We start from the raw sequence: 20,730 nt of genomic DNA, 5'->3' as shown, positions 1-20,730 counted from the left end.
GAATTGAACCCTAAGTAAGTTCTATTTTTCCTGATCCGACAGGCATTCTCGGTTTAACGCGCCGTCACAACTTCAACTCGACCGGTGGATCGAGGCTAAGGCCTGACCAATTGTCGCGTCTTCAGCACTCAACACGCCTTTCTCCGTTCGAAACAGATTCAGCGCCCCGACGGTGTGGGGACGAAAACGCATCGGAATGGCGTGAACGGATTGGAAGCCCTGGGACAATGCCGCGGCCTGAAAAGTGGGGTAGAGATCACCGTTGGTGGCGATATCGCTGAGCGTGACGACCCTTCCTGACCGATACGCGTCGATGCAGGGACCCGCTCCGGCTTCACGTTGCAAAACTTCAACGATCTGGCTTTCTTCACTCGTGGAGGCGACAACTTGCAGATTGCCGTTGTGGTCCGCTAGGAGGATGCCAGCTGCGGTGGCGTCAAGTAACACCACGCATTGGTCGACCAGGGTGTGCAGGAGATCGAGCACGTCGTATTCGCCGACCAGTGCGTCGGCTAGTTCTACAAATGCTCCGCTTACCAGCGCGGCCCGGGTCATGCTCGTCATGCTCGTCATGCTCGTCATGCGGTTTAGTGTCGCTCTTAACTCGCAGCGGGTGGCGCGTCAGAGTCGAATGTCAGTGCTTTGGCAGGTTGCACGATCTGCCTCCTCAGTCCCGGTCAGTTCTGTCGAATGTGGGGGGACGAGCCCGACCGATGGTGCCGCCTACAGCCGTCTCCCAGCGAACACCGGTTACCTCGAAACAACCATCCCGATTACCTCCAAGGAACCATCCCGATTGCAAGGAGTGAACATGCCTTTCATCACCGTCACCGGTCAGAACGATCCGAGCGTTGAATTGCATTACGACGACGTCGGTGCCGGAAAGCCCGTCGTACTTATTCATGGTTGGCCCCTCAGCGGCAGATCCTGGGAGGGTCAGGTCCCCGCCCTGGTCGACGCCGGCTACCGGGTGATTACCTACGACCGTCGCGGGTTCGGCCAGTCGTCACAGCCCTGGAACGGGTACGACTACGACACGTTCGCTGCCGACCTAAAGACCGTTCTCGATACCCTGGACCTGCGGGATGTTACGCTCATCGGATTCTCGATGGGCGGCGGCGAGCTCGCCCGCTACGTCAGTACCTACGGCACCGACCGCATCGCGAAACTCGTCTTCGCCAGCGCGGTGCCGCCGTACCTCTGGAAATCTGAGGACAACCCTGACGGCGGTGTCGACGCCGACCTGGCCCAGTGGTTCCACGACGGTTTGACCGGCGATCGGCCGGCATTCTTGAATGAGTTCCTGACGATGTTCTTCACGGCGGGTAAACCGTCCTTGGTCAACAAGCCGAAGGTCAGTTCCGAACAGATTGCCTACAGCCTCGATATCGCCCAGATGGCTTCACCGAAGGGCACGCTCGATTGCACCACCGCCTTCGCGACGACGGACTTTCGCGATGACCTGACGAAAATTACCATCCCGACCCTGGTGATTCACGGCGACTCCGACATCATCGTGCCGTTCGAGGTCAGCGGCAAGCGCACGCACGAGGCCATCTCCGGCAGCGTACTCGTACTGATCGAAGACGCCCCCCACGGTCTCACCGTTTCCCACAAGGACGAATGGAACCGGCACGTACTCGCGTTCCTCGCCAAGTAGCACGCCCGACAGGGCCCCCACCCACGATGCCGGGCCCTGTCGGTGGGTGGCTTGGCCCCTTCGCGTTTAGAGGTCTACTCGCAGAGAGTGGCGCGGCAGTCAACGGCAGGCTGGAGTGGTCAGGGCTGGAATTTTCCCAGCACGCAGGCCGTGGTCGCTGACATCTGACCACCTGCTTCCTTGAAAATCGGCATCAGGCGCACGGCGCCCTCGCGGGTGTGAATGACCCCGGCAATGTCTAAAATAGCCACAGCCTCAAGGTCCCGGGTAAGGGCCCAAAACGGCTGATGGAAGAGCCGTGTGCCGCCGTTGGGTAATTGGGTATGGGTCTGCGCGGTGTAAGCCGCCACAGCCGCTTGCGTTGACGGAAACAAGAGCAGAAACTGCCCGGCGCTCTGATCGTCGGTGCCGTCAGTGGACATGGTCGCCGGCACGACGTTCCACTCATTCGGGTCGTTCACGACCGACGTCAGGAAGCTACTGATCAGCCTGTATACGAGGGCACGAGGCGTGGTATTCGGCGTGACTCGGGGTGCCTGAAGACCCGTGGCGAACTCGATCATCTTCACGATCTCGTGCGAACTGTCCGAGTTCACAATGCGTCGCCATCCAATGTTGACGGCCTCACCCAAAACCACAAATCTGATGCCGCGTTCCAAATCGAACTGAATGCGCATGCCATCTTGTTCGTCGTGGAGCAGAACTACTGGTCCGTCGTCTTCAGCTGTGACGCGCGTCATGAGTAGATGCGGATACCGGCGAACCAATTCGCTGGCGATCCACCAGGTCTGCGCCGTCATAAACCGGCTGGCCGCCGCAAAACGCGACTCAGAGGGGGAATTGAAAGTCACCGGAAGGCGATCCGGTGGCGGTGTGCGGATCGGGTAACTAACTCAGGATTCAACATTGAGATGGAGTGCTCCGTCGTTTCAGGGTTCTCACCCGCGCGGACGCGCGGGAACCAAGCAATCCAGCCATCAGCGCCAGGACGTTTCAAAGTTAGAGCGAAGTGTCAAATACTCATATTACGGATTTTTGAATCCAAACCGCTCCCCCCGAAAGAGTTACGGGCCACCGCGATGGAAGACCTCGAAGCGCCTAATCGGTTGGTCCAGGTAGCCGATCACCTGAGAAGCCTCGCTGTTCCGCCTGAGCTCGTCATTGTTGGTGGCGACCGAACTCGGACCGTGGGCGCCCGTCGTGCTGCCAAGCGGACGGCGTCGGCCCTGTGCATCAAGTGCCGAGATGGCCAGAGGAGGTGACACCGAGATGACATGAACATGACGTACTGAACGTACGTTCGCATGTGCGCGCGGGCGAACCGTCACCGTGCAGCGCGATGGTCAGCTCTCTGCGGTCATGCCGGTGGATCGGCTCCGTACATACTTCTCTCGAACTGTATCGCCGCGCGTTCGCGTCACTCGGGAAGATGACCGCACCATTGCGTTGATGGATGGTCGCCCCGTCGTGTCAGAGGGTACGGCTGTTGACGGCGCGCTCGCTGACCTCGCCCTGTCGCTTCGTGAGTACGCCGAAGACTGGGACGACCGGCTGGAGCGCGCTCCGAATCACGCCGGCAACTGGGCACTTGTGCAGCTCATCAAACTTTCAACCGACGAGCAGCTCCTCGAATGGCTTGAGCGCGGCGGTGAGTAAGTACCCGGCCACGACCCGCGAGGACCACGACGATTTCTGCGTGGCGGAGAAGTGGCAGCTCGTACGCGGCGCATCAGGACAGCCTGTCAGGCATAACCGCACCTATGAGTTGGCGCTCTGGGACGGGCAAATCCTCCGAACACGAATCTCCCGGCCCGTCGACCGGTCGACGTACTCTGCCGGGATGTGGACCCACATGCTGCGAACCCAACTCACCGTTGACGCTGACGCGTTCTGGGCCTGTGTTCGTGACAAGAAGTTGCCGGACCGCGGGGCGCCCGAAACCGTGACCCAGAAGGAGCCATTACCGCTGTATCTCGTTCGGGCGCTCCGCGAACTCGGCGTTGACGAAAGCGAGAGCCTGGCACTGACCGCGGTGGAAGCAGCGCAGCTGCTCGCCGAGAAGATGGCCCAGCGCTACGGCCACCAAAGCCGTTCATGAGTGATTCGACACCGTCGTAGAACATGTCTCCCGTTGATGCCGTCTCGCCCGCGAACAGGGCCACTACGACCCGTCCATCCGTCGGTGGGAACCAGAAGGTCAGCCGACGCGCAATGCCGACGCAGCGAATCCTCGCAGTCTGGCCATACAGAAACGTCCCGTCAGCCGTTGGCTTACGGAGCGCTGGACACGTCGGTTCCTATCGCCTATCCCGGGCGTGAGTCAGGGGTGACAACACCCTTGGTCGCTGCGACCGGGCACCGGCGGCATCCGCTCTCATGTGTCGAATATTTACGGACCTGTTCGCTAATTCGGGGCGGCAGGAACATGCTGTGGTCATGTCAGTCATCAAGGCCGCACCGCTGGAGCATATCCGGCGCGAGCGCAGCAGCATCAAGTGGACTCGGTTTCCCGCCGACGTACTTCCCTTGTTCGTTGCCGAGATGGATTACCCCCTGGCACCAGAGATCGTCGCGACCCTGGTGGAGCGCGTACAGGCGTCCGACACCGGCTACCTTGACGGCCCTGGGCCGCTTGCTCCGGCCTTCGCCGCGTTCGCCCTGGACCGCTGGGGCTGGAACGTGGACCCGAGCCACGTACATCTCGCCACGGACGTCAGCGTCGGCATCGTCGAGGCCCTGCGCCTGGCCGTGCCGGTTGGCGGCCGCGTCGCGATCACCCCGCCGGTCTACCCGCCGTTCTACGAACTGGTGGAGGAGGCCCTCGGTAACGTCGTGGAGACCCCCCTGATCGAGCACGGTGACACCTGGCTGTTCGACTTCGCGGCGCTGGAGCGCAGTTTCGCTTCCGGCGTCGATGCCTTCCTCCTGTGCAACCCGCACAACCCGCACGGCATCGTGTGGGCGCGGGCCACACTCGAGGAGTTCGCCCGGCTCGCGGCCCACTATGACGTCTTCGTGATCTCCGACGAGATCCACGCCCCGCTCACCTACCCCGGCGCCACCTTCACTCCGTTCGCCCCGCTGGCCGTGGCCGCCGGCGCGCGCGCGGTGACCGTGACCTCGGCGAGCAAGGGCTGGAACATTGCCGGGCTCAAGTGCGCCATCATGGTCGCGGCCGATGATGCGACCAACGAGCTGTTGGGCCGCCTGCCCGAGGAAGTTGCCTGTCGCACCAGCATTCTCGGCCTGCACGCGAATATCGCCGCGTTCGGTTGTACCGACTGGCTCGACACTGCCATCGACCAAATTGTCAGCAACGATGCTCTCCTGGATTCCCTACTCCGCGAACACCTGCCCGCCGTGATCTATCACCGGCCGCGCGCCAGCTATCTTGCCTGGATGGATCTTCGCCACGTCGGTCTCGGGGACAATCCGTACCAGCGCATTCTCGACGATGCCCGCGTCGCCCTCAACAGCGGTGAGTCCTTCGGCCTCGGCGGTCAGGGCTTCGCCCGCCTCAACCTGGCCTGCTCCCCCGACACTCTGCGCGAGGCCGTCGTCCGCATCGCGGCGCTCGTCGCCCGGGTGTCGGCCGAGGCTGCGGCCTGATGACCACCTCTACACAAACGGATGCTCCGCTCCCGACCCACACCGACGCAACAGGAAGTTTCATGGCTACGCCAGCACCAGTATCCGCTTCACTCACGTCGTCACCGCTGAACTCTGACGCTCGTGAGGTCGTGGACCCGATTACCAACTGGGACGGCTTCAGCTTCGACACCCGCCAGGTGCACGTCGGCGAATACGCCGACGAAAACTGCGGCGCACGCATTCCACCGCTCACCCTGAGCGCCGGGTACGTCTTCGACTCCTTCGACGACGGCGCCGCCCGGTTCAACGGTGGCTCCCGCGAACCCATTTATTCCCGGCAGGGCAACCCGACCAACGCGGTCGCCGAGCAGCGCCTCGCCTCGCTCGAGGGCGGCACCGCCTGTGTCGCCGTGTCGAGCGGGCAGGCCGCGATCAGCGCCGCCCTGTTCGCTTTGGCGGAAGCGGGCGAACACATCGTGTCGACCGCGAGCATTTACGGCGGTACCCGCATTCTGCTCGGCCGCAGCTTTCGCCGCATGGGCATCGAGGTCGACTACGTCTGGGACACCGACTCCGACGAAGCCTGGGACGCGGTCATTCGCCCGGAGACCAAGGCGATTTTCACCGAAACGATCCCCAACCCGCGCAACGACGTCGTGGATATCGCCCGCATTGCCGCCGTCGCCCGCCGCCACGGCATCCCCCTCGTCGTCGACAACACCGTGGCCACGCCGTACCTGATTCGCCCGTTCGAGCACGGCGCCGACATTGTCGTGCACTCGACCACCAAGTTTCTCAGCGGCCACGGCGCCGGTGTGTCCGGCGCGATCGTCGACGGCGGCACCTTCGACTGGGCGGCGAGTTCCCGCCGCTACCCGCTGCTGACCGACTCGTTGCGCCCCGGCCTGCCGTCGCTGCTCGACCGGTTCGGCCCGGCCGCCTTTGCCCAGTATGTGCGCGAGGCCGTCGTCAACGACGTCGGCCCGTCGCTCTCCCCGTTCAACGGGTTTCTGCTGCACCAGGGCATCGAAACCCTGTCGCTGCGCATGGAACGCCACGTCGACAACTCCCGTGCCATCGCGCACTGGCTCGAAGAGCAGCCGGAAGTCGAGGTCGTCGACTACGCCGGCCTGCCGAGCAGCCCGCTGCACGACATTGCGCAGCAGTACTACAACGGGCGCACCGGCTCGGTCTTCGCCGTCACGGTCAAGGGCGGCACCGAGGGTGCCCGCGCCTTCACGAACGGCCTGCGGGTGTTCAGCCGCATGACCGGTATCGGCGACACCCGCTCGATGGTGCTGCATCCGCTGACCACCACCCACGCCTCCTTTGCCCCCGACCTCAACGCCCGCCTCGGCATCACCGCCGGAATGCTGCGCCTGTCGGTGGGCATCGAAGCACTCGATGACCTTCTGCTCGATCTCCGCGGGGGGCTCGACCGAGTCGCCGGCATCCTCTAAACGCTAGGTAATCTGAACCAATGAACCTCAACGCAACAATTTTTTCTGCGCCCATTTTCTCCCGCAACACGGGCTTCCGCAGCACGGCTGCCCGCACCTCAGTTGCATTGGGCGCGCTCGTTCTGCTCGCTGCACTGAGCGGATGCGCTCCCGCTGATTCCGGCTCGTCGGCCTCACCTGCCGCGACCGCTGAAGCTTCCTCGGCCGACTGCGCCGGCGTCGCCGTCGTCGTGGACTTCGGTCTGCTTGACGCCGCCACGATCACCGAGTGCGTCGACGCGACCAAGGCCATCCCCGCGAGCGAGACCCTCGCAACGACGGGCACCACGACCGAGGGCAGCGTCGAATACGGCGACGCCATCGTCTGCCGCGTCAACGACCGCCCGGCCGCCGACGAAACCGTCGTGGTCGAGGGCCAGCAATCCTTCACCGAGAGCTGCGCCTCGATGCCACCGGCTTACGCCTACTGGGCGCTCTGGGTGAAGGCCACTCCCGACGCCGAATGGGAGTACGCCCAGGAGGGCATCGGCACGCTCGAGGTCGAACCCGGCCAGTCAGTGGGACTCGTCTACACGACCGGCACTGAAACGCCGACGCCCGGCAGCTAGTGTTTCGCCTGCGCCTGGCCCCGCTTCTCGCGGCAATCGTGCTCGCGGTGGGCTTCGTGCTGCTGCGGGTCGTCTACCGCGTGGTCTTCGGCGGGGCAGGCGCCGGCACCGGCCCGGTACTCCTGGAGCTTCCCCGGCTCCGACTCGACGGGCCGTTCAGCCACATCACGCTGCTGGGCCCGATCACCTTGGTCGGTCTCGGCAATGCCGCGCTCAGCGCACTGCCGGTTGCCGCCATCATCGTGTTCTTCGGCCTGCTGAACGCGGTCATCAACGTGCAATCCCTGTTTGCGCGCGGTGCCGGTCGCGGCCCGCTGCGCGCCATCTCTCGTTCGCTTGTCATCGCCTGGGCGACCTTTCCGGCACTGCTGGAATCCGTGCGCCGCGTGCGGATTGCCCGCTCCCTGCGCGGAGAACGATCGATCGCGTCGCTGCTCGTGCCCATCTTCGAGCAGACAATCGAGCGCGCGCTCGCGCTGGCCGCGTCGATGGAAACCCGCGGATTCGCGGCGACCCGCGTCGTAACCGGCGTGTGCGAGGCACCGGTGGTGCTCCGGGATGTCAGATTGAACTTCGGTGCTGCGCCTGACAAGACGGCCTGGCACCTCGACGAGCTCAACGTTACCCTCAAGCCCGGCACTCTCACCGTTATCGTCGGCGCGACCGGGTCAGGCAAAACCAGCCTGCTGCACAGCATGAGCGGGCTGTTCCAGCACTTCTACGACGGCGTTCAGACCGGCACCGTCAACATTGGCGGTGCCGATCGGGCCTCGACTCCCCCGCGTGACACGGCCGGTTTCGTCGGGCTTGTCGCGCAGAACGTGCGCCTCGGCTTTGCGGCCGAAACCGTGCACGACGAAATCGGATTCGCCCTCGCGGTGCGCGGCGTCGCGACCACCATCGTGCACTCCCGGGTACGTGACATCGCCGCCCGGCTCAAAATCGAACATTTGGACGACCGACCGATCGAGCGGCTCTCAGCGGGCGAGGCCAGCATCGTGGCCATCGCGGCTGCGCTGGTGAACAACCCCATTCTGCTGCTCGTCGACGAGCCGCTTGCCGACCTCGACACTGCCGCCCGCGACCGCGTCTGCACCGTGCTTGGCCAGCTCGCCCACGAGGCCGACGTCTGCGTCGTCATCGCCGAACACAACACGAAGGAGTTCGCTTCGATAGCGGATGCCTGGCTCCAGATTCGAGGCAGCCAGCTGCACGAGGTCTCCGCCGGTGAGATGCCGGCGCTGTCGACCGCCGAGACTCCCACGCCGATGCCGGTCGCGTCGCGAGATTTCGGAACCGTGCCTGCTGTGCTGTTGGCAAGCATCCGCCGGCTGAGCGTTCGACACCGAACGAGTCTGGTCGTCGACGACGTGTCCTTCAAGGTGCAGGCCGGCGAGCTGATCGCGCTTCGGGGTAGCAACGGCGCCGGTAAAAGTAGCCTGTTGCGGGCGATGGCGTTGCCGACGGCTGCCGACACCGTCACCGTTGCCGGCCATGACGTGCACTCCCTCAAGCGGCGAACCCGTCGGCAGGCCGTGGCGCTGGTGCCCGAGAACTTCGATGACCTATTGTTTGCGATCACCGTGGCCGAGGAGTGTCGGCGGGCTAACCGCACTCTGGCTGGCGCCGATACGGCACAGACATTTGCGCAGCTGCTGGGTTTCGATGGCGTCGCGGATGCCGCGCACCTGCTGCAGCGCCACCCACGCGACCTCTCTTCCGGCGAACGCCTCTGCCTCGTGATGGCCATTCAACTCGCGGCCCGGCCCGCCCTGCTACTCATCGACGAACCCACTCGCGGCCTCGACCTCACGTCGCGTGCCCTGGTGAGCGACGCTTTGCTCAAGGCCGCGAGCCACAGCGCTGCGGTTATTTTCGCGACCCACGACGACGACTTCACGCGGGGTCTCGCCACCCGAATCCTGCGCATGGAAGCCGGCCGGCTCGAAGTCCCTATCGAGGTGCACTCGTGACGGTCATTGTGAGCGCGCGTCGGCGCATCCGCTGGACGTCGTGGATTCTGGGCAGCGGCAGCGTTCTCGCCGCCGCAGCCTTCGCCTGGCCGTTCTTCGTCGCGGCGGTGCCGGCCGACGCGCAGGTCGCCGTGCCGATCGTAGCGTTCGCGCTCATTCCGGCGCTCATCGTGGCCCTCGCGCTCACCCTCGACCGGGAGATGTACACGGCGAAAACAGTGGCACTGCTCGGTGTGCTCGCGGCGGTCGGTGCCGCGGTGCGAATCGCCGGTGCCGGCATGGGCGGGGTTGAGGCGGTGTTCGTGCTGCTGATTCTGGCCGGACGGGTCTACGGCGCGCGGTTCGGTTTTCTGCTCGGACTGCTCACCATCGCGGTGTCCTCCCTGCTCTGGGGCGGCTTCGGGCCCTGGACCCCGTTCCAGATGTTCGCCTGCGGCTGGGTCGGCGCCGGCGCAGGGCTGCTGCCGCACTGGCCGAAAGCGACCCCGACCGCACCCAGGACCCAACCGGCGTCGACCGCACAAGCGCCAAGCCAACCCGCGCATGGCGAGCCCGCGCCAGGCGCACCCGCGCAGTGCTGGCAGCGCCCCAGGCTGAACGCGCAATCGCGGCTCACGACCGGGACGCGCTGGCGTGGGAGCCTCGAAATCGTGCTGCTGGCCGTCTACGGCGTCGTCTCGTCGTACCTGTTCGGCCTCATGATGAACCTCTGGTTCTGGCCGTTCGCCGTCGGTAGCGGTACCGGCATTTCCTACACGGCCGGGGCCGACGCCGGGCAGAACCTCGCCTCGTTCGCGTTGTACTCCCTGGTCACGTCAACCCTCACCTGGGACACCGTGCGGGCCATCACGACTGTAGTCGGCATCTCCCTGGTGGGCCCGGCCGTTCTCGCCGCCCTGCGCCGCGCAGGCCTGGGCCCCCGCTGACTCGTTCTCTGGCTCGAAGGCATCCGTTTCGCGCTGCGCGGGACGTGCGCCAGTGCGCTGGAGGCGCAACTCCCGCGCGGAGCCCCCTCCGACCCCGACGAACTACACCGAAAAGTACTTCGCCTCCGGGTGGTGGAACACGAACGCGTCGGTCGACTGCTCGGGGTGCAGCTGCAGCTCCTCCGACAGCACGACGCCCATCCGCTCCGGCTTCAACAGTTCGACCACCTTGCGGCGATCCTCCATCTCGGGGCAGGCCGGGTAGCCGAGCGAGAACCGAGCACCGCGATACTCGAGCTTGAACATGCCGGCGATATCGGTGGGGTCTTCGCCGCCCACACCGAATTCCGAGCGGATGCGCGAGTGCCAGTATTCGGCCAGCGCCTCGGTCAGCTGCATGGTGAGCCCGTTGAGTTCCATGTAATCGCGGTACTGGTTCGCGGCGAACATTTGGGCCGTCACTGAGTCCACATTCGAGCCGGCGGTGACCAGCTGGAGGGCGACGACATCCGTTTGGCCAGACGCGCGACCGCGCACGAAGTCGGCCAGACACAGGTGTTTGTCACGGCGCTGCCGGGGAAAGTTGAAGCGCAGGCGATCAGAGCCGAGCACGCCGTCGGAACCGCCGTCGGGCGCGAGCAGTCCAGCCTGGCCGACCAGGCCGGTCGGGTCGTCACCGTGGTGCAGCACGACCATGTCGTCGCCGTCGGCAACCACCGGAAAGTAGCCGTAGGCGACGGAGGCATCGAGCATGCCCTCGCCCAGGATGCGGTCGAGCCAGTAACGCAGGCGCGGCCGACCGACGGTATCGACCAGTTCCTGGTAGCTCGCGCCGTCTTCGGCGCGGCTGGGCTTGAGCCCCCACTGCCCCATGAAGGTGGCACGTTCGTCGAGGAAGGCCGAAAAGTCGGCCAGGGCCACGCCCTTGACGATGCGGGTGCCCCAGAACGGCGGCACCGGGATCGGGTTGTCGCTCGCGACCTCGGAACGGGCGGGCATCTCCTCGGGTTCGGTCAAGGTGAGCAGGCTCTTCTTGTGGATGCGTTTCTTGAGCGGCGGCAGGCCGACCGATTTGGGGTCGGCACCGCGGGCGATGGCCACGAGGGGTTCCATCAGGGCGAGGCCCTCAAACGCGTCGCGGGCGTAGCGCACCTGCCCGGCGAAGACGCTGTCAAGGTCGTCCTCCACGTAGGAGCGGGTGAGTGCGGCACCACCGAGCAGGATCGGCCACTTGTCAGCGAGGCCACGCGATTCGAGTTCGAGCAGGTTCTCTTTCATCACCACCGTGGATTTCACGAGCAGCCCGCTCATGCCAATCACGTCGGCGTTGTGTTCTTCAGCCACCCGAATGAACTCAGCAATCGGCTGTTTGATGCCGATGTTGATCACGTCGTAACCGTTGTTGGTGAGGATGATGTCGACGAGGTTCTTGCCGATGTCGTGCACGTCGCCGCGCACTGTGCCGAGCACGATCGTGCCCTTGCCGGCCGCTTCGGATTTCTCCATGTGCGGCTCCAGCAGCGCGACCGCGGCTTTCATAACCTCGGCGGATTGCAGTACGAACGGCAGCTGCATCTCGCCGCTGCCGAAGCGGGCGCCGACGACCTGCATGCCCACCAGCAGGTGCACGTTGACGATGTCGAGGGCGCTCAGGCCCCCGGCCCGGGCGAGGTCGAGGTCGGCTTCGAGGCCCTTGGCCTCGCCGTCGATAATGCGGCGCTCCAGCCGTTCACCCACCGGAAGGGCGGCGAGTTCGGCGGCGCGCTCGTCTTTCAGGGCGGCGGAGTCGACGCCGGCGAACAGGTCGAGCAGGGCCACCAGAGGGTCATAGGTGAGGGTGCCTTCGGCGTCGTATTCGCGGCGGTCCCAGACCAGGTCCATGGCCACCTTTCGGCGGTCATCAGGCACAGAGGCGAGCGGCACGATCTTGGCCGAGTTCACGATGGCCGAGTCGAGGCCGGCCTCGGTGGCTTCGTGCAAAAACACCGAGTTGAGCACCGACCGGGCGGCCGGGTTGAGTCCGAACGACACGTTCGACACGCCGAGCGTTGTGTGGATGCCGGGATATTTCGCCTTGATCTGGCGGATCGCCTCGATAGTTTCGATGCCGTCGCGGCGGGTTTCCTCCTGGCCGGTCGCGATCGGAAAGGTGAGGGCGTCGACGATGATGTCCTCGACCCGCATACCCCACACGTTCACGAGGGTCTCGACCAGCCGGGTGGCGATGCGCACCTTGTGTTCGGCGGTGCGGGCCTGCCCGTCTTCATCGATGGTGAGGGCGATCACGGCGGCGCCGTGCTCCTTCACGAGCGGCATGATGCGGCCGAACCGGGAGGCAGGCCCCTCGCCGTCTTCAAAGTTGACCGAGTTCACCACCGGGCGGCCGCCGATGAGTTCCATGCCGGCCTGCAGCACGGCCGGTTCGGTCGAGTCCACCACGAGCGGCAGGGTCGAGGCGCTGGCCAGACGGGAGACGACCTGTTTCATGTCGGCGACGCCGTCGCGGCCGACGTAGTCGATGCACACGTCGAGCAGGTGGGCGCCGTCCCGCACCTGGCTGCGGGCGATGTCGACGCAGTCGTCCCAGTTCTCGGCGAGCATCGCATCGCGGAACGCGCGCGAGCCGTTGGCGTTAGTGCGCTCGCCGATGGCGAGGAAGGCGCTGTCCTGGTCGAAGCTCACGTGCTGGTACAAGCTCGCAACGCCGGCATCCGCTTCGAGTGTTCGCGGTTTAACGGTGACACCACGCAACCGTTCGACCACGGCGGTCATGTGTGCGGGAGTCGTACCGCAGCATCCGCCCACCAGCCCCAGCCCGAATTCCTTCACGAACTGTTCGTGTGCCGTGGCGAGCTGGTCAGGGGTGAGCGGGTAGCTCGCGCCGGTCTTGGTCAGCTGCGGCAGGCCGGCGTTCGGCATACAGATGACGGGAACGCGGGAGAATTTGGAAAGGTGGCGCAGGTGCTCGCTCATCTCGGTCGGTCCGGTGGCGCAGTTCAGGCCGATCGCGTCGATGCCGAGGGGTTCGAGCGCGGTCAGCGCTGCGCCGATCTCGCTGCCCATCAGCATGGTCCCGGTGGTCTCCACCGTCACCTCCACGAAAATCGGCAAGCGGATGCCGGTCTCGGTAATGGCCTGCTTGCATCCGTTCACCGCGCTCTTGGTCTGCAGCAGATCCTGCGAGGTTTCGATCAAAAACGCGTCGGCGCCACCGCGGATCAACCCGAGCGCCTGCTCGGCGAAGGTGGCCTTGAGGTTGGCGTAGGTGGTGTGGCCGAGGCTGGGCAGTTTGGTGCCCGGGCCCATCGAACCGAGCACCCAGCGCACCCGGCCGTCGCGGGCTTCGAAATTTTCGGCGCTGGTGCGGGCGATCTCCGCGCCGAGCCTGGCGAGCTCTTCAATGCGGTCTTCGATGCCGTAGTCGGAGAGGTTGGACCAGTTCGCGCCGAACGTGTTGGTCTCGATGGCGTCGATGCCGGTCTCGAGATAGACGTCATGGATGGCCGCGATGATATCGGGGCGGCTCACGTTGAGGATCTCGTTGCAGCCCTCCAACTGCTGGTAGTCCTCGAGAGTGGGATTGTGCTCCTGCAGCATGGTGCCCATCGCGCCGTCCGCGATCACCACGGAGTTCGTCACGGCATCCAACAGGGCCTGGGATCGAGCCGGGCGCGCCGCTTCGACAAGTATTTCGGCGGCAGTCGTTCGCTCAGTGCTCATTGGCTCAGCTTAACGGCGGGCATCGGCACTCCGACGAGGAGGCGTAACGAATCTTAGTGTGCGGGCCCCGGCCCGATGAGTCTGCCCGATTTTAGGACTCAATGTCCACGTGGAGCCAGGGCCCGCTCGATGAATGGTGGTCGTACCGTGTGCAGAACCGGTACTGGAGCCCCCGCGTTGCCACCATTATCGAGCGATGCCCTGGCGGATCCTCCCCCGAGGACCCACGTTAGACATGTCTATCGTAACGCAATATGGGCACCGGTGCATACTTGCGGTGACCGATCCCGCTGCGGGGTAGGCTGATGGGCTAGTAGGGGGCATCGTATGAGCTACGAAGCACGGCAGAAACGGGCACACACGATGGTGTCCGACCTCGGTCTGCCCCGCCCACTGACGGCTGAATTGCTGCACCGGCACATGGAATCGGTGCGTGGAAAAAAGATCGTGGTGCAGAGCGCGACCCCCCGCATGCTGGAGTCGGGGCTCTGCGGGCTGTGGATCGCGGTGGCCGGGGAGAGTTTTGAGCGCATCCACCATGCACCGACCACCTCCCCGGTGCACCGCCAGCAATTCCTCAACCACGAGTTCGGTCACATGATTCTCGATCACGAGAAAGAACTCATTCCTGCGGAACGAATTGCGCTGCTGGCACCCCTGATTCCGATCGACGCGATCGCCTACGCCCTGTCGCGGAGCCAGTTCACCGATGAGCAGGAGGCCCTGGCCGAAGCCATCGGAGATCGACTCGCCCTCATTATGCTGCAGGACGCACCCGAAGCTGCCCAGGGCACCCCAACCGGATTCGGACGAGTTCTCTAGTGCAAACAATTCTCTTCACACTGTCGGCCGTCTTTTGGATCGCCGCCGCGGTCTGCGTCCCATCGGCCATTCGCGGACGACGTCGGCCGCTACTGCTGTTTCTGGCGGTCTTTGCACTGACGATGACGCTGATGCCGCAGCCGGTGTACCGGCCGGTTGACGCGCTTCTCGGCGGCGGCAACGTGACTTATTTCATCTTCCACGCCCTCACCATCGTGGCCATCGCACTGCTCGATGTCATCGTGCAGGAGGCTATGTCTCCGCGCGGGCTGACGCGGGCTCGGCAGCGAGCGACTGTGCTGATCACCACGGCGATCGTGCTCGTTCAGGCCGTTCTGTTTTTTGGAAGCGACTGGCGGGTCACCGACGACATCGCAGCATCCTTCATACCGCGCTGGGATTTCACTGCCTACGCGGCCACGACCTGGATCGCGATGGGCATCTTTGCGGTGTCGTTCGGTATCGCGTGCATTCGGGACTTGCGACGGCAGCGACGTCTGGTGACCCGGATCTCACTGAGTCTCGTGCTCCTTGCGTGCCTGGGAGTACTCGCGTACGCCCTCATCAGCCTGACCAGCGCCATCCTGGCCGTGCTGTACGCAGACTACCTTCTGGTCGGTTGGGGCCGAATCGCGTACAGTCTGAGCCTGCTCCTCTCGCCGATCAGCCTCGTCATCGGCCTGGGACTGACCGCCACCGTCGACGGGTTGACCTCGAGCGGGAGAAACTTCCGCGATCGTGTGCTTTTATGGCGCATCACACCGTTGTGGCAACGCCTCCTGGCCGACACTCCCGAGCTCAGCATCGAACGAGAGCTGTCACCGCTTCAGCTACTCATCGTGCGTGTGCCAGGTGCGCACCTGTACCGGCGGCACGTCGAGATTCAGGACAGCTTGCTACTTCACCCCGAGCAGGCCGTCAGTCCGGCCGAACAGGGCCTGATCGACCTGGCCGAGGTGCGCACGCAGGCCCCGTCGCCGGCCAATCACACCCCCGCCGTCGGAACGCCGCAATGACCGCCACCCCAAATTCCGGCGAGGTAAGTCCGCAGCTGGAATTGGCGCGCAAACTCAACTTGCTGCTTGACGTCGTCGTCGCTGAAGGAAATACTCCGTATACCTATCGCCAGATCGAAGCGGGGCTCAAAGAACGCGGCCTGACCCTGTCGCGAGCTCGCTGGGCGTACATGATCACCGGCGAAGGACCGCTCGTCACCGATCCGGCATTGCTCACCGGAATCGCCGAGTTCTTCCGCATCCCTCCGGAGTACATGCTCGGCGGGGATGGCGACCTGCCCGAACGGGTCGACGCTCAACTCGCCTTCGTGAAGAGCCTGCGCGTTGCGCGCGTGGTGAGCTTCGCTGCCCGGATGCTCGGCGATGTCTCCCCCGAAACCCTCCGGTCGATCACCGAGCTGCTCGAAAGCGACACTCCCGATCCACCTCCGGATTCAATAGATCACGCATAGTGGTCCCATCCTCAACCGCAAGGAGTTTCCGTGCCCATCACTGCTTTTCTCGACATCCATGTGAAAACCGAGTCTCTCGCTGACGCTCCTGACATCCTGCACGAGACTCTCATCGTTACCAGAGCCTTCAATGGATGTCTTGGCGTGGATGTCCTCGTCGATACCGAAGACCCCACCCACTTCGTACTCGTGGAGAAGTGGGTGTCACTGGAGCACGACGCCGCCTACCGCACCTTTCGAGCCGGGCCAGGAAAATCACCCCTCGGAGCAGTCCTGGCCGGCCCGCCCCTGCTGACCAAGTTCGAAATCGCCACGGATATCTAAGGCACTATCCGAGGTGCGCGACCGCTTCTGCCGTGCCGCCAGACATCGTCAGCGCCCGGTTCCACCGGCGATGGCGTAGGACCACAGCTCGCTGCTCACACCGACCGGGCGCGCGGCCGGCTCGCCGTCTTTCGGCGTCTCGCTGCGGTGTCCGTGCGCGAAGGACGGGGAGGTGAGCCAGGCCTGAAAGGATTCCTCGTCGGCCCAGCGGGTCACGACGAGCCAGGTCAGGCGGTCATCGGTCGGCTTGAGCAGTTCGAAGCCCTCAAAACCGGGGCGGTCGTCGACGGCACCGGCGCGGGCGGCGAAGCGCTGGGCGAGCTCGTCGCCGCCATCGCTCGGCACGGTGATGGCGTTGATTTTGATGATCGTCATGGGGCTGCTTCCTGTTTGACCGGTCGTGGGTGTGTGTCCCATGCTGCCACTCTCCGCAGCCCGGTGCGGCCGCGCGGCCGCGCATCGGGCGCCACCGCCTAGGCTCGATGCTTATGCTGGAGGGACCATGCGACTTCTTTTGATCCGTCACGGCCAGACTCCCGGCAACGTTCTCGGGCGGCTCGACACCGCGCATCCCGGTCCGGGCCTGACCGATCTCGGTCTGCGCCAGGCCGCTGCAATTCCCGATGCCCTGCGCTCCGACCCGATCGACGCCATCTTCGTATCAACGCTCCTGCGCACCCAGCTAACGGCGCATCCGCTCGCCGCCGACCGCGGTCTAGACCTGCAGGTCGCCGGGGGTTTGCACGAGATCGAAGCCGGGTCGCTCGAGGGTCTGCGTGATCGGGCATCCGTTCGTGCCTATCTGGAGACCGCGGTGGCCTGGGGTTCCGGCGATCTTGATAAGCGGATGCCGGGTGCTCACGACGGCCACGATTTCCTGCGTCGGTTTGACGTAGACATTGCTGCGGCGGCGGGGCGCTCGGAAGTGGCGGCGGTGTTCAGCCACGGCGCGGCGATTCGGGTGTGGACGGCCGCGCGTGCCCAGAACGTGCCGCCCACTTTCGCCAGTGAGAACGAGCTCGATAACACCGGTGTGGTCGAGCTCACCGGCTCGCCAGAGGATGGTTGGACCCTGCTGTCTTGGGCCGGCCTCCCGGTCGGTGGCATGGCGCTGGCCGACCTCGGCGCGGCCGACCCACTGGGCGAACCGCTCGCCGAGGTGTGATTCGGCGGCATCCGTTCGCCGACCCGTGAGTCTCGACCTGATTTCAACGGCCTGTAACTCACGTCTCGTCGACGTTGGGACGTTGCTGCGCCCGGGGAGCTCTCGGCCGCACGAGAGCGTGGCTGTCCCGCAGCAGCTCTTCGACGAGCTCGCGGGGCACATGGCCATCGAGCACAATCGTGATCCAGTGCTTCTTATTGAGGTGATACCCCGGCGTGATCCACTCGGGAAACTCCTCACACAGCGCGCGGCTTTCCTCCGGATCACACTTTAGTGAGACCGTCAGCGGGTCGCCGGCCAAGGCAGCAAGGGCAAAAATCTTGCCGTTGCCGCTGGTTTTGAACACGCTCGTCTCCTCGCCGAAGGGAAAGGTCTCAACAGCCTGAGGCAGGCTCAGACACAGGTCGACGAGCGCGTCCGGGGTCATCAGGCCAATCTAGGCCGCGACAAGATTCATCGCATCGGCGGTCAGCTCGACCGACCGCAGGCGTTCCTCGATCCGCGGGGACTGGTGGGCCAGAATGAGCTCATCGGCCCCGGTTCCCTCGGCGAATTCCTCGAGGTAGGCGCGCACCTCGTCCGCCGTTCCGACGGCCGAGTAGCGCATCATGTTGGCGATGTTCCGGCCCTCCGGGGTGGTCAGGAAGACGTCGATCTGGTCGTCGCTGTACTCGGGCGTGGCCGGTCCGCGGGAGAGCATGCCGCGCACCCGGATGCGACGGGTCGTGTCAAACTGCGCCACAGCATCCGCTTTCTCATCGGCCGCGATCACGTTGGCGGCAATGATGAGGTGCGGGGCGGCGAGCTGCTCCGAGGGCCTGAAGTCGCGGCGGTAGAGCGCGATGGCCTCGTGCAGCGCGTCGGGCGCGAAGTGCGAGGCGAAGGCGTAGGGCAGGCCGAGTGCGGCGGCGAGACCGGCGCCGAACAGCGAGGAGCCGAGAATGTACAGCGGAACGTTGGTGCCGGCCCCGGGAACCGCCTGCACACCGGGCACGATCGACTGGCCGCGCAGGTAAGCCTGCAGTTCCATGACGTCCTGGGGAAACTGGTCGGAGGCACGCGGATCGCGTCGCATCGCCCGAGCGGTGGTCTGGTCGCTGCCGGGCGCCCGTCCGAGGCCCAGGTCGATGCGATCGGGGTAGAGCTCGGCGAGGGTGCCGTACTGCTCGGCGATCACGAGCGGCGAGTGGTTGGGCAGCATGACGCCACCGGATCCGAGCCGAATGGTGCTGGTCTGCCCGGCGACGTGGCCGATCAGGATGCTCGTCGCCGACGATCCGATGGTGGGCATGTTGTGGTGCTCGGCATACCAGACGCGCGCATACCCGTTTTTTTCGGCGGTCTGGGCCAGCGCGACACTCGCCGCAAAGCTCTCCCGAGCGGTCTCCCCAGGGGCAATCGGAGCGAGGTCAAGAATGGACAGCGGAATAGTCATACTGGGACCAACGCTGGCGCGCGCAAATCGTTACCCGCTACCCGAAATGGGCAAGAGGCATTTCCATCAGGTAACGAACTGAAACATTTTCGCCTTCTTGCAGACAATCCGTACCCGGGCGACCTAGCCTCGTACGCATAGACCAGCTCCGCCAGCATCGCCGGAGAGTGACATCGGGTTTCGATCCCGATCGCGTGCCACCAATTCGCGCACGATCAATTCGAGGCAAACGCCTGCTCCGGTAGGTGCATTCGCCCGGCAGCTCCGACGAGATGCCCCGCTGAAGTGGAACCACAACCATGACCGACGACCAACTCCTGCTTGAAATCGACTACACCGGCTACGACAGCTCCTGCCGCGACCCGCACATCACCCCGGCCGCAGACCTCGTGGAGTGCCGCCGCCTGCGCGGCCACGGCGGCGAGCCGCACGGCACCCGGGCCGGCGTCCGCGCCATCCGCTGGAGTGTAGAGCCCACTCCCCTGGCCGCGTAACGGCGGCGCTGGAGGGCTCCGCCTGGGCCTGCGCGTCCGGGGCGCTCCTGCGCCTGCGCGTCCACTTTGCCGGCGGTTGCGGCTGCGTTGCGGCTGCGTTGCGCCGGTGCCCCTACAGTTCTCTGCGCCGGCCGTCGGGCTGCGCCGGCGCGCACTGTTCTTGGTCCTGGCCTGTCTAGCAGCTGGGACCGAGTTCGCAACATCGGCACGGCATGGCGGCACACGCTGCTTGTGGATCGGGACGCCATTCCAATCGGCCGAATCTGCCCTGCAGAAAATAATGACAGAGTTTCGATAGTTATTTTTATTTGTCGCTCGCGTCACCGCAACGCCTCCGATGGCACGAACCTTTCAATCGAACGTGATTCAGGGCCTTCCAGCGCGCGGGAAGCTCCGCCAACTCGCTGTGGCACCGAAATTCGTGTAGAAATCTACCTGAGTTTCTCTCGCTTTTGTGTTCGATTGGGGGTAGAATAATGGGAAGGAGGCAATGGCGCCCATGTTCATGGAAAACCCGAGCGAGGTCAGTTTNCAGGCGCGGGATGCGTTGTTGGCGGCGTTGGGTGGGCTGTCCTTCGGGCTGCTCGGTGATGAAGAATCCTTGAGCATGTTGCTCGCGCTGGAGAGTGTGGGCCGGGTTGTTGATGGGGCCCGGGTGCTGTCGACGACGGATGTGCTGCGTCGTTCCGAGTACTTTGATGCGTCCGTGGCGAAGAAGGCTGCGGCGAAAACGGCGCAGCAGACCGAGATTGAAGCGGCGGGCGCGGTGTCTCTGGCGCGTAGGCTGGGCTGCCGTAGCGGTCTCGTGTTGGTTTCGACCCTGGCCCGGGTTTCGCGCAGTGAGGTGCGGCAGCGTGCGTCGCTGGGTAAGGCTGCGGGTGAGCGGATGCTGCTCGGTCGGCCCCTGACACCCACCTATCCCGTCGTCGGGGAAGCTGTGCAGGGCGGGGCGCTTGGAGTGGAGCAGGCCCGCGTGATCGTATCCGTCCTCGACGGCCTACGCCCCTCGGTTCTGGTCGATGACCTCGACCGGGTCGAACGCTCTCTCGTGGCGAGTGGGTCCGGTGCGATCACGCCCGAGACC

The 20,730-nt window shown here is 64.9% G+C and carries 21 protein-coding genes; 15 read left to right on the top strand and 6 right to left on the bottom strand.

The annotated features are described in order from the left end of the window. Positions 1–72: 72 nt before the first annotated feature. Positions 73–564: a GAF domain-containing protein gene (locus E3T43_RS00695; protein WP_134470937.1), complete on the bottom strand. Its 492-nt coding sequence runs from the start codon at positions 562–564 to the stop codon at positions 73–75. 247 nt (positions 565–811) lie between these two features. Here E3T43_RS00695 and E3T43_RS00690 point away from each other — a divergent pair, with 247 nt between their 5' ends. After that, complete coding sequence (locus tag E3T43_RS00690) at positions 812–1,660, top strand: alpha/beta fold hydrolase (RefSeq protein WP_134470936.1); 849 nt, start codon at positions 812–814, stop codon at positions 1,658–1,660. 119 nt (positions 1,661–1,779) lie between these two features. Here the strand turns inward: E3T43_RS00690 and E3T43_RS00685 are convergent, their stop codons facing one another. Then, positions 1,780–2,511, bottom strand: coding sequence for a hypothetical protein (locus E3T43_RS00685; RefSeq protein WP_134470935.1), 732 nt, complete (start codon positions 2,509–2,511; stop codon positions 1,780–1,782). Positions 2,512–3,109: 598 nt separating this feature from the next. Between E3T43_RS00685 and E3T43_RS00680 the strand changes: the two genes are divergently transcribed. The 7 genes from E3T43_RS00680 (at position 3,110) to E3T43_RS00650 (ending at position 10,218) form a co-directional block, all read left to right on the top strand. Continuing rightward, complete coding sequence (locus tag E3T43_RS00680; RefSeq protein WP_134470934.1) at positions 3,110–3,316, top strand: hypothetical protein; 207 nt, start codon at positions 3,110–3,112, stop codon at positions 3,314–3,316. Then, complete coding sequence (locus E3T43_RS00675) at positions 3,309–3,758, top strand: cytotoxic translational repressor of toxin-antitoxin stability system (protein ID WP_134470933.1); 450 nt, start codon at positions 3,309–3,311, stop codon at positions 3,756–3,758. The genes E3T43_RS00680 and E3T43_RS00675 overlap by 8 nt, the downstream gene beginning before the upstream one ends. A gap of 338 nt (positions 3,759–4,096) precedes the next feature. After that, a complete protein-coding gene (locus E3T43_RS00670) occupies positions 4,097–5,269 on the top strand; it encodes a MalY/PatB family protein (RefSeq protein WP_134470932.1) in 1,173 nt (390 codons plus the stop codon). Then, complete coding sequence (locus E3T43_RS00665) at positions 5,269–6,711, top strand: O-acetylhomoserine aminocarboxypropyltransferase/cysteine synthase family protein (RefSeq protein ID WP_241978747.1); 1,443 nt, start codon at positions 5,269–5,271, stop codon at positions 6,709–6,711. The genes E3T43_RS00670 and E3T43_RS00665 overlap by 1 nt, the downstream gene beginning before the upstream one ends. 20 nt (positions 6,712–6,731) lie before the next feature. Then, positions 6,732–7,319 carry a hypothetical protein gene (locus E3T43_RS00660; protein ID WP_134470931.1) on the top strand — a complete coding sequence of 196 codons (588 nt, stop codon included), beginning with the start codon at positions 6,732–6,734 and terminating at the stop codon, positions 7,317–7,319. Beyond that, positions 7,319–9,292 (top strand): ATP-binding cassette domain-containing protein, encoded by a 1,974-nt coding sequence (locus E3T43_RS00655; RefSeq protein ID WP_134470930.1) that lies wholly within the window; start codon positions 7,319–7,321, stop codon positions 9,290–9,292. The genes E3T43_RS00660 and E3T43_RS00655 overlap by 1 nt, the downstream gene beginning before the upstream one ends. Beyond that, a complete protein-coding gene (locus tag E3T43_RS00650; RefSeq protein ID WP_134470929.1) occupies positions 9,289–10,218 on the top strand; it encodes an ECF transporter S component in 930 nt (309 codons plus the stop codon). Before E3T43_RS00655 ends, E3T43_RS00650 begins: the two co-directional genes overlap by 4 nt. Before the next feature lie 102 nt (positions 10,219–10,320). Here the strand turns inward: E3T43_RS00650 and metH are convergent, their stop codons facing one another. After that, complete coding sequence (metH, locus tag E3T43_RS00645) at positions 10,321–13,938, bottom strand: methionine synthase (RefSeq protein ID WP_134470928.1); 3,618 nt, start codon at positions 13,936–13,938, stop codon at positions 10,321–10,323. A gap of 327 nt (positions 13,939–14,265) precedes the next feature. Between metH and E3T43_RS00640 the strand changes: the two genes are divergently transcribed. From E3T43_RS00640 to E3T43_RS00625, 4 genes are read left to right on the top strand one after another with little or no spacing between them, the layout of a single operon-like run. Then, positions 14,266–14,760: a hypothetical protein gene (locus E3T43_RS00640; RefSeq protein ID WP_134444567.1), complete on the top strand. Its 495-nt coding sequence runs from the start codon at positions 14,266–14,268 to the stop codon at positions 14,758–14,760. Beyond that, positions 14,760–15,776, top strand: coding sequence for a DUF6545 domain-containing protein (locus tag E3T43_RS00635; RefSeq protein ID WP_134470927.1), 1,017 nt, complete (start codon positions 14,760–14,762; stop codon positions 15,774–15,776). Before E3T43_RS00640 ends, E3T43_RS00635 begins: the two co-directional genes overlap by 1 nt. Beyond that, positions 15,773–16,228 (top strand): hypothetical protein, encoded by a 456-nt coding sequence (locus tag E3T43_RS00630; RefSeq protein ID WP_134470926.1) that lies wholly within the window; start codon positions 15,773–15,775, stop codon positions 16,226–16,228. The genes E3T43_RS00635 and E3T43_RS00630 overlap by 4 nt, the downstream gene beginning before the upstream one ends. A 30-nt stretch (positions 16,229–16,258) precedes the next feature. Continuing rightward, positions 16,259–16,552, top strand: coding sequence for a putative quinol monooxygenase (locus E3T43_RS00625; RefSeq protein WP_134470925.1), 294 nt, complete (start codon positions 16,259–16,261; stop codon positions 16,550–16,552). Between the two features lie 48 nt (positions 16,553–16,600). Here the strand turns inward: E3T43_RS00625 and E3T43_RS00620 are convergent, their stop codons facing one another. Further along, positions 16,601–16,927, bottom strand: coding sequence for an antibiotic biosynthesis monooxygenase (locus E3T43_RS00620; RefSeq protein WP_092452218.1), 327 nt, complete (start codon positions 16,925–16,927; stop codon positions 16,601–16,603). A 127-nt stretch (positions 16,928–17,054) separates the two neighbouring features. Here E3T43_RS00620 and E3T43_RS00615 point away from each other — a divergent pair, with 127 nt between their 5' ends. Then, positions 17,055–17,717 carry a histidine phosphatase family protein gene (locus tag E3T43_RS00615; protein WP_134470924.1) on the top strand — a complete coding sequence of 221 codons (663 nt, stop codon included), beginning with the start codon at positions 17,055–17,057 and terminating at the stop codon, positions 17,715–17,717. A gap of 58 nt (positions 17,718–17,775) precedes the next feature. Here E3T43_RS00615 and E3T43_RS00610 read toward each other — a convergent pair whose 3' ends face one another. Continuing rightward, a complete protein-coding gene (locus E3T43_RS00610) occupies positions 17,776–18,144 on the bottom strand; it encodes an MmcQ/YjbR family DNA-binding protein (protein WP_134470923.1) in 369 nt (122 codons plus the stop codon). Positions 18,145–18,153: 9 nt separating this feature from the next. After that, on the bottom strand, positions 18,154–19,152 hold the full coding sequence (locus E3T43_RS00605; protein ID WP_134470922.1) for an LLM class flavin-dependent oxidoreductase: 999 nt from the start codon (positions 19,150–19,152) through the stop codon (positions 18,154–18,156). Between the two features lie 299 nt (positions 19,153–19,451). On the opposite strand from E3T43_RS00605, the gene E3T43_RS00600 reads away from it, so the two are divergent. Together E3T43_RS00600 and E3T43_RS00595 are read left to right on the top strand one after the other, a co-directional pair. Next, positions 19,452–19,646: a hypothetical protein gene (locus E3T43_RS00600; RefSeq protein ID WP_134470921.1), complete on the top strand. Its 195-nt coding sequence runs from the start codon at positions 19,452–19,454 to the stop codon at positions 19,644–19,646. A gap of 490 nt (positions 19,647–20,136) precedes the next feature. After that, a partial coding sequence (locus tag E3T43_RS00595; protein WP_134470920.1) for a DUF222 domain-containing protein occupies positions 20,137–20,730 on the top strand: 594 nt, incomplete at its 3' end.

It is taken from the genome of Cryobacterium sp. Hh7, from assembly GCF_004403155.1.
GTDB lineage: Bacteria > Actinomycetota > Actinomycetes > Actinomycetales > Microbacteriaceae > Cryobacterium > Cryobacterium levicorallinum.
The sequence above is the reverse complement of the archived record's forward strand: the minus strand, read 5'-3'. Positions and strand labels throughout refer to the sequence as shown.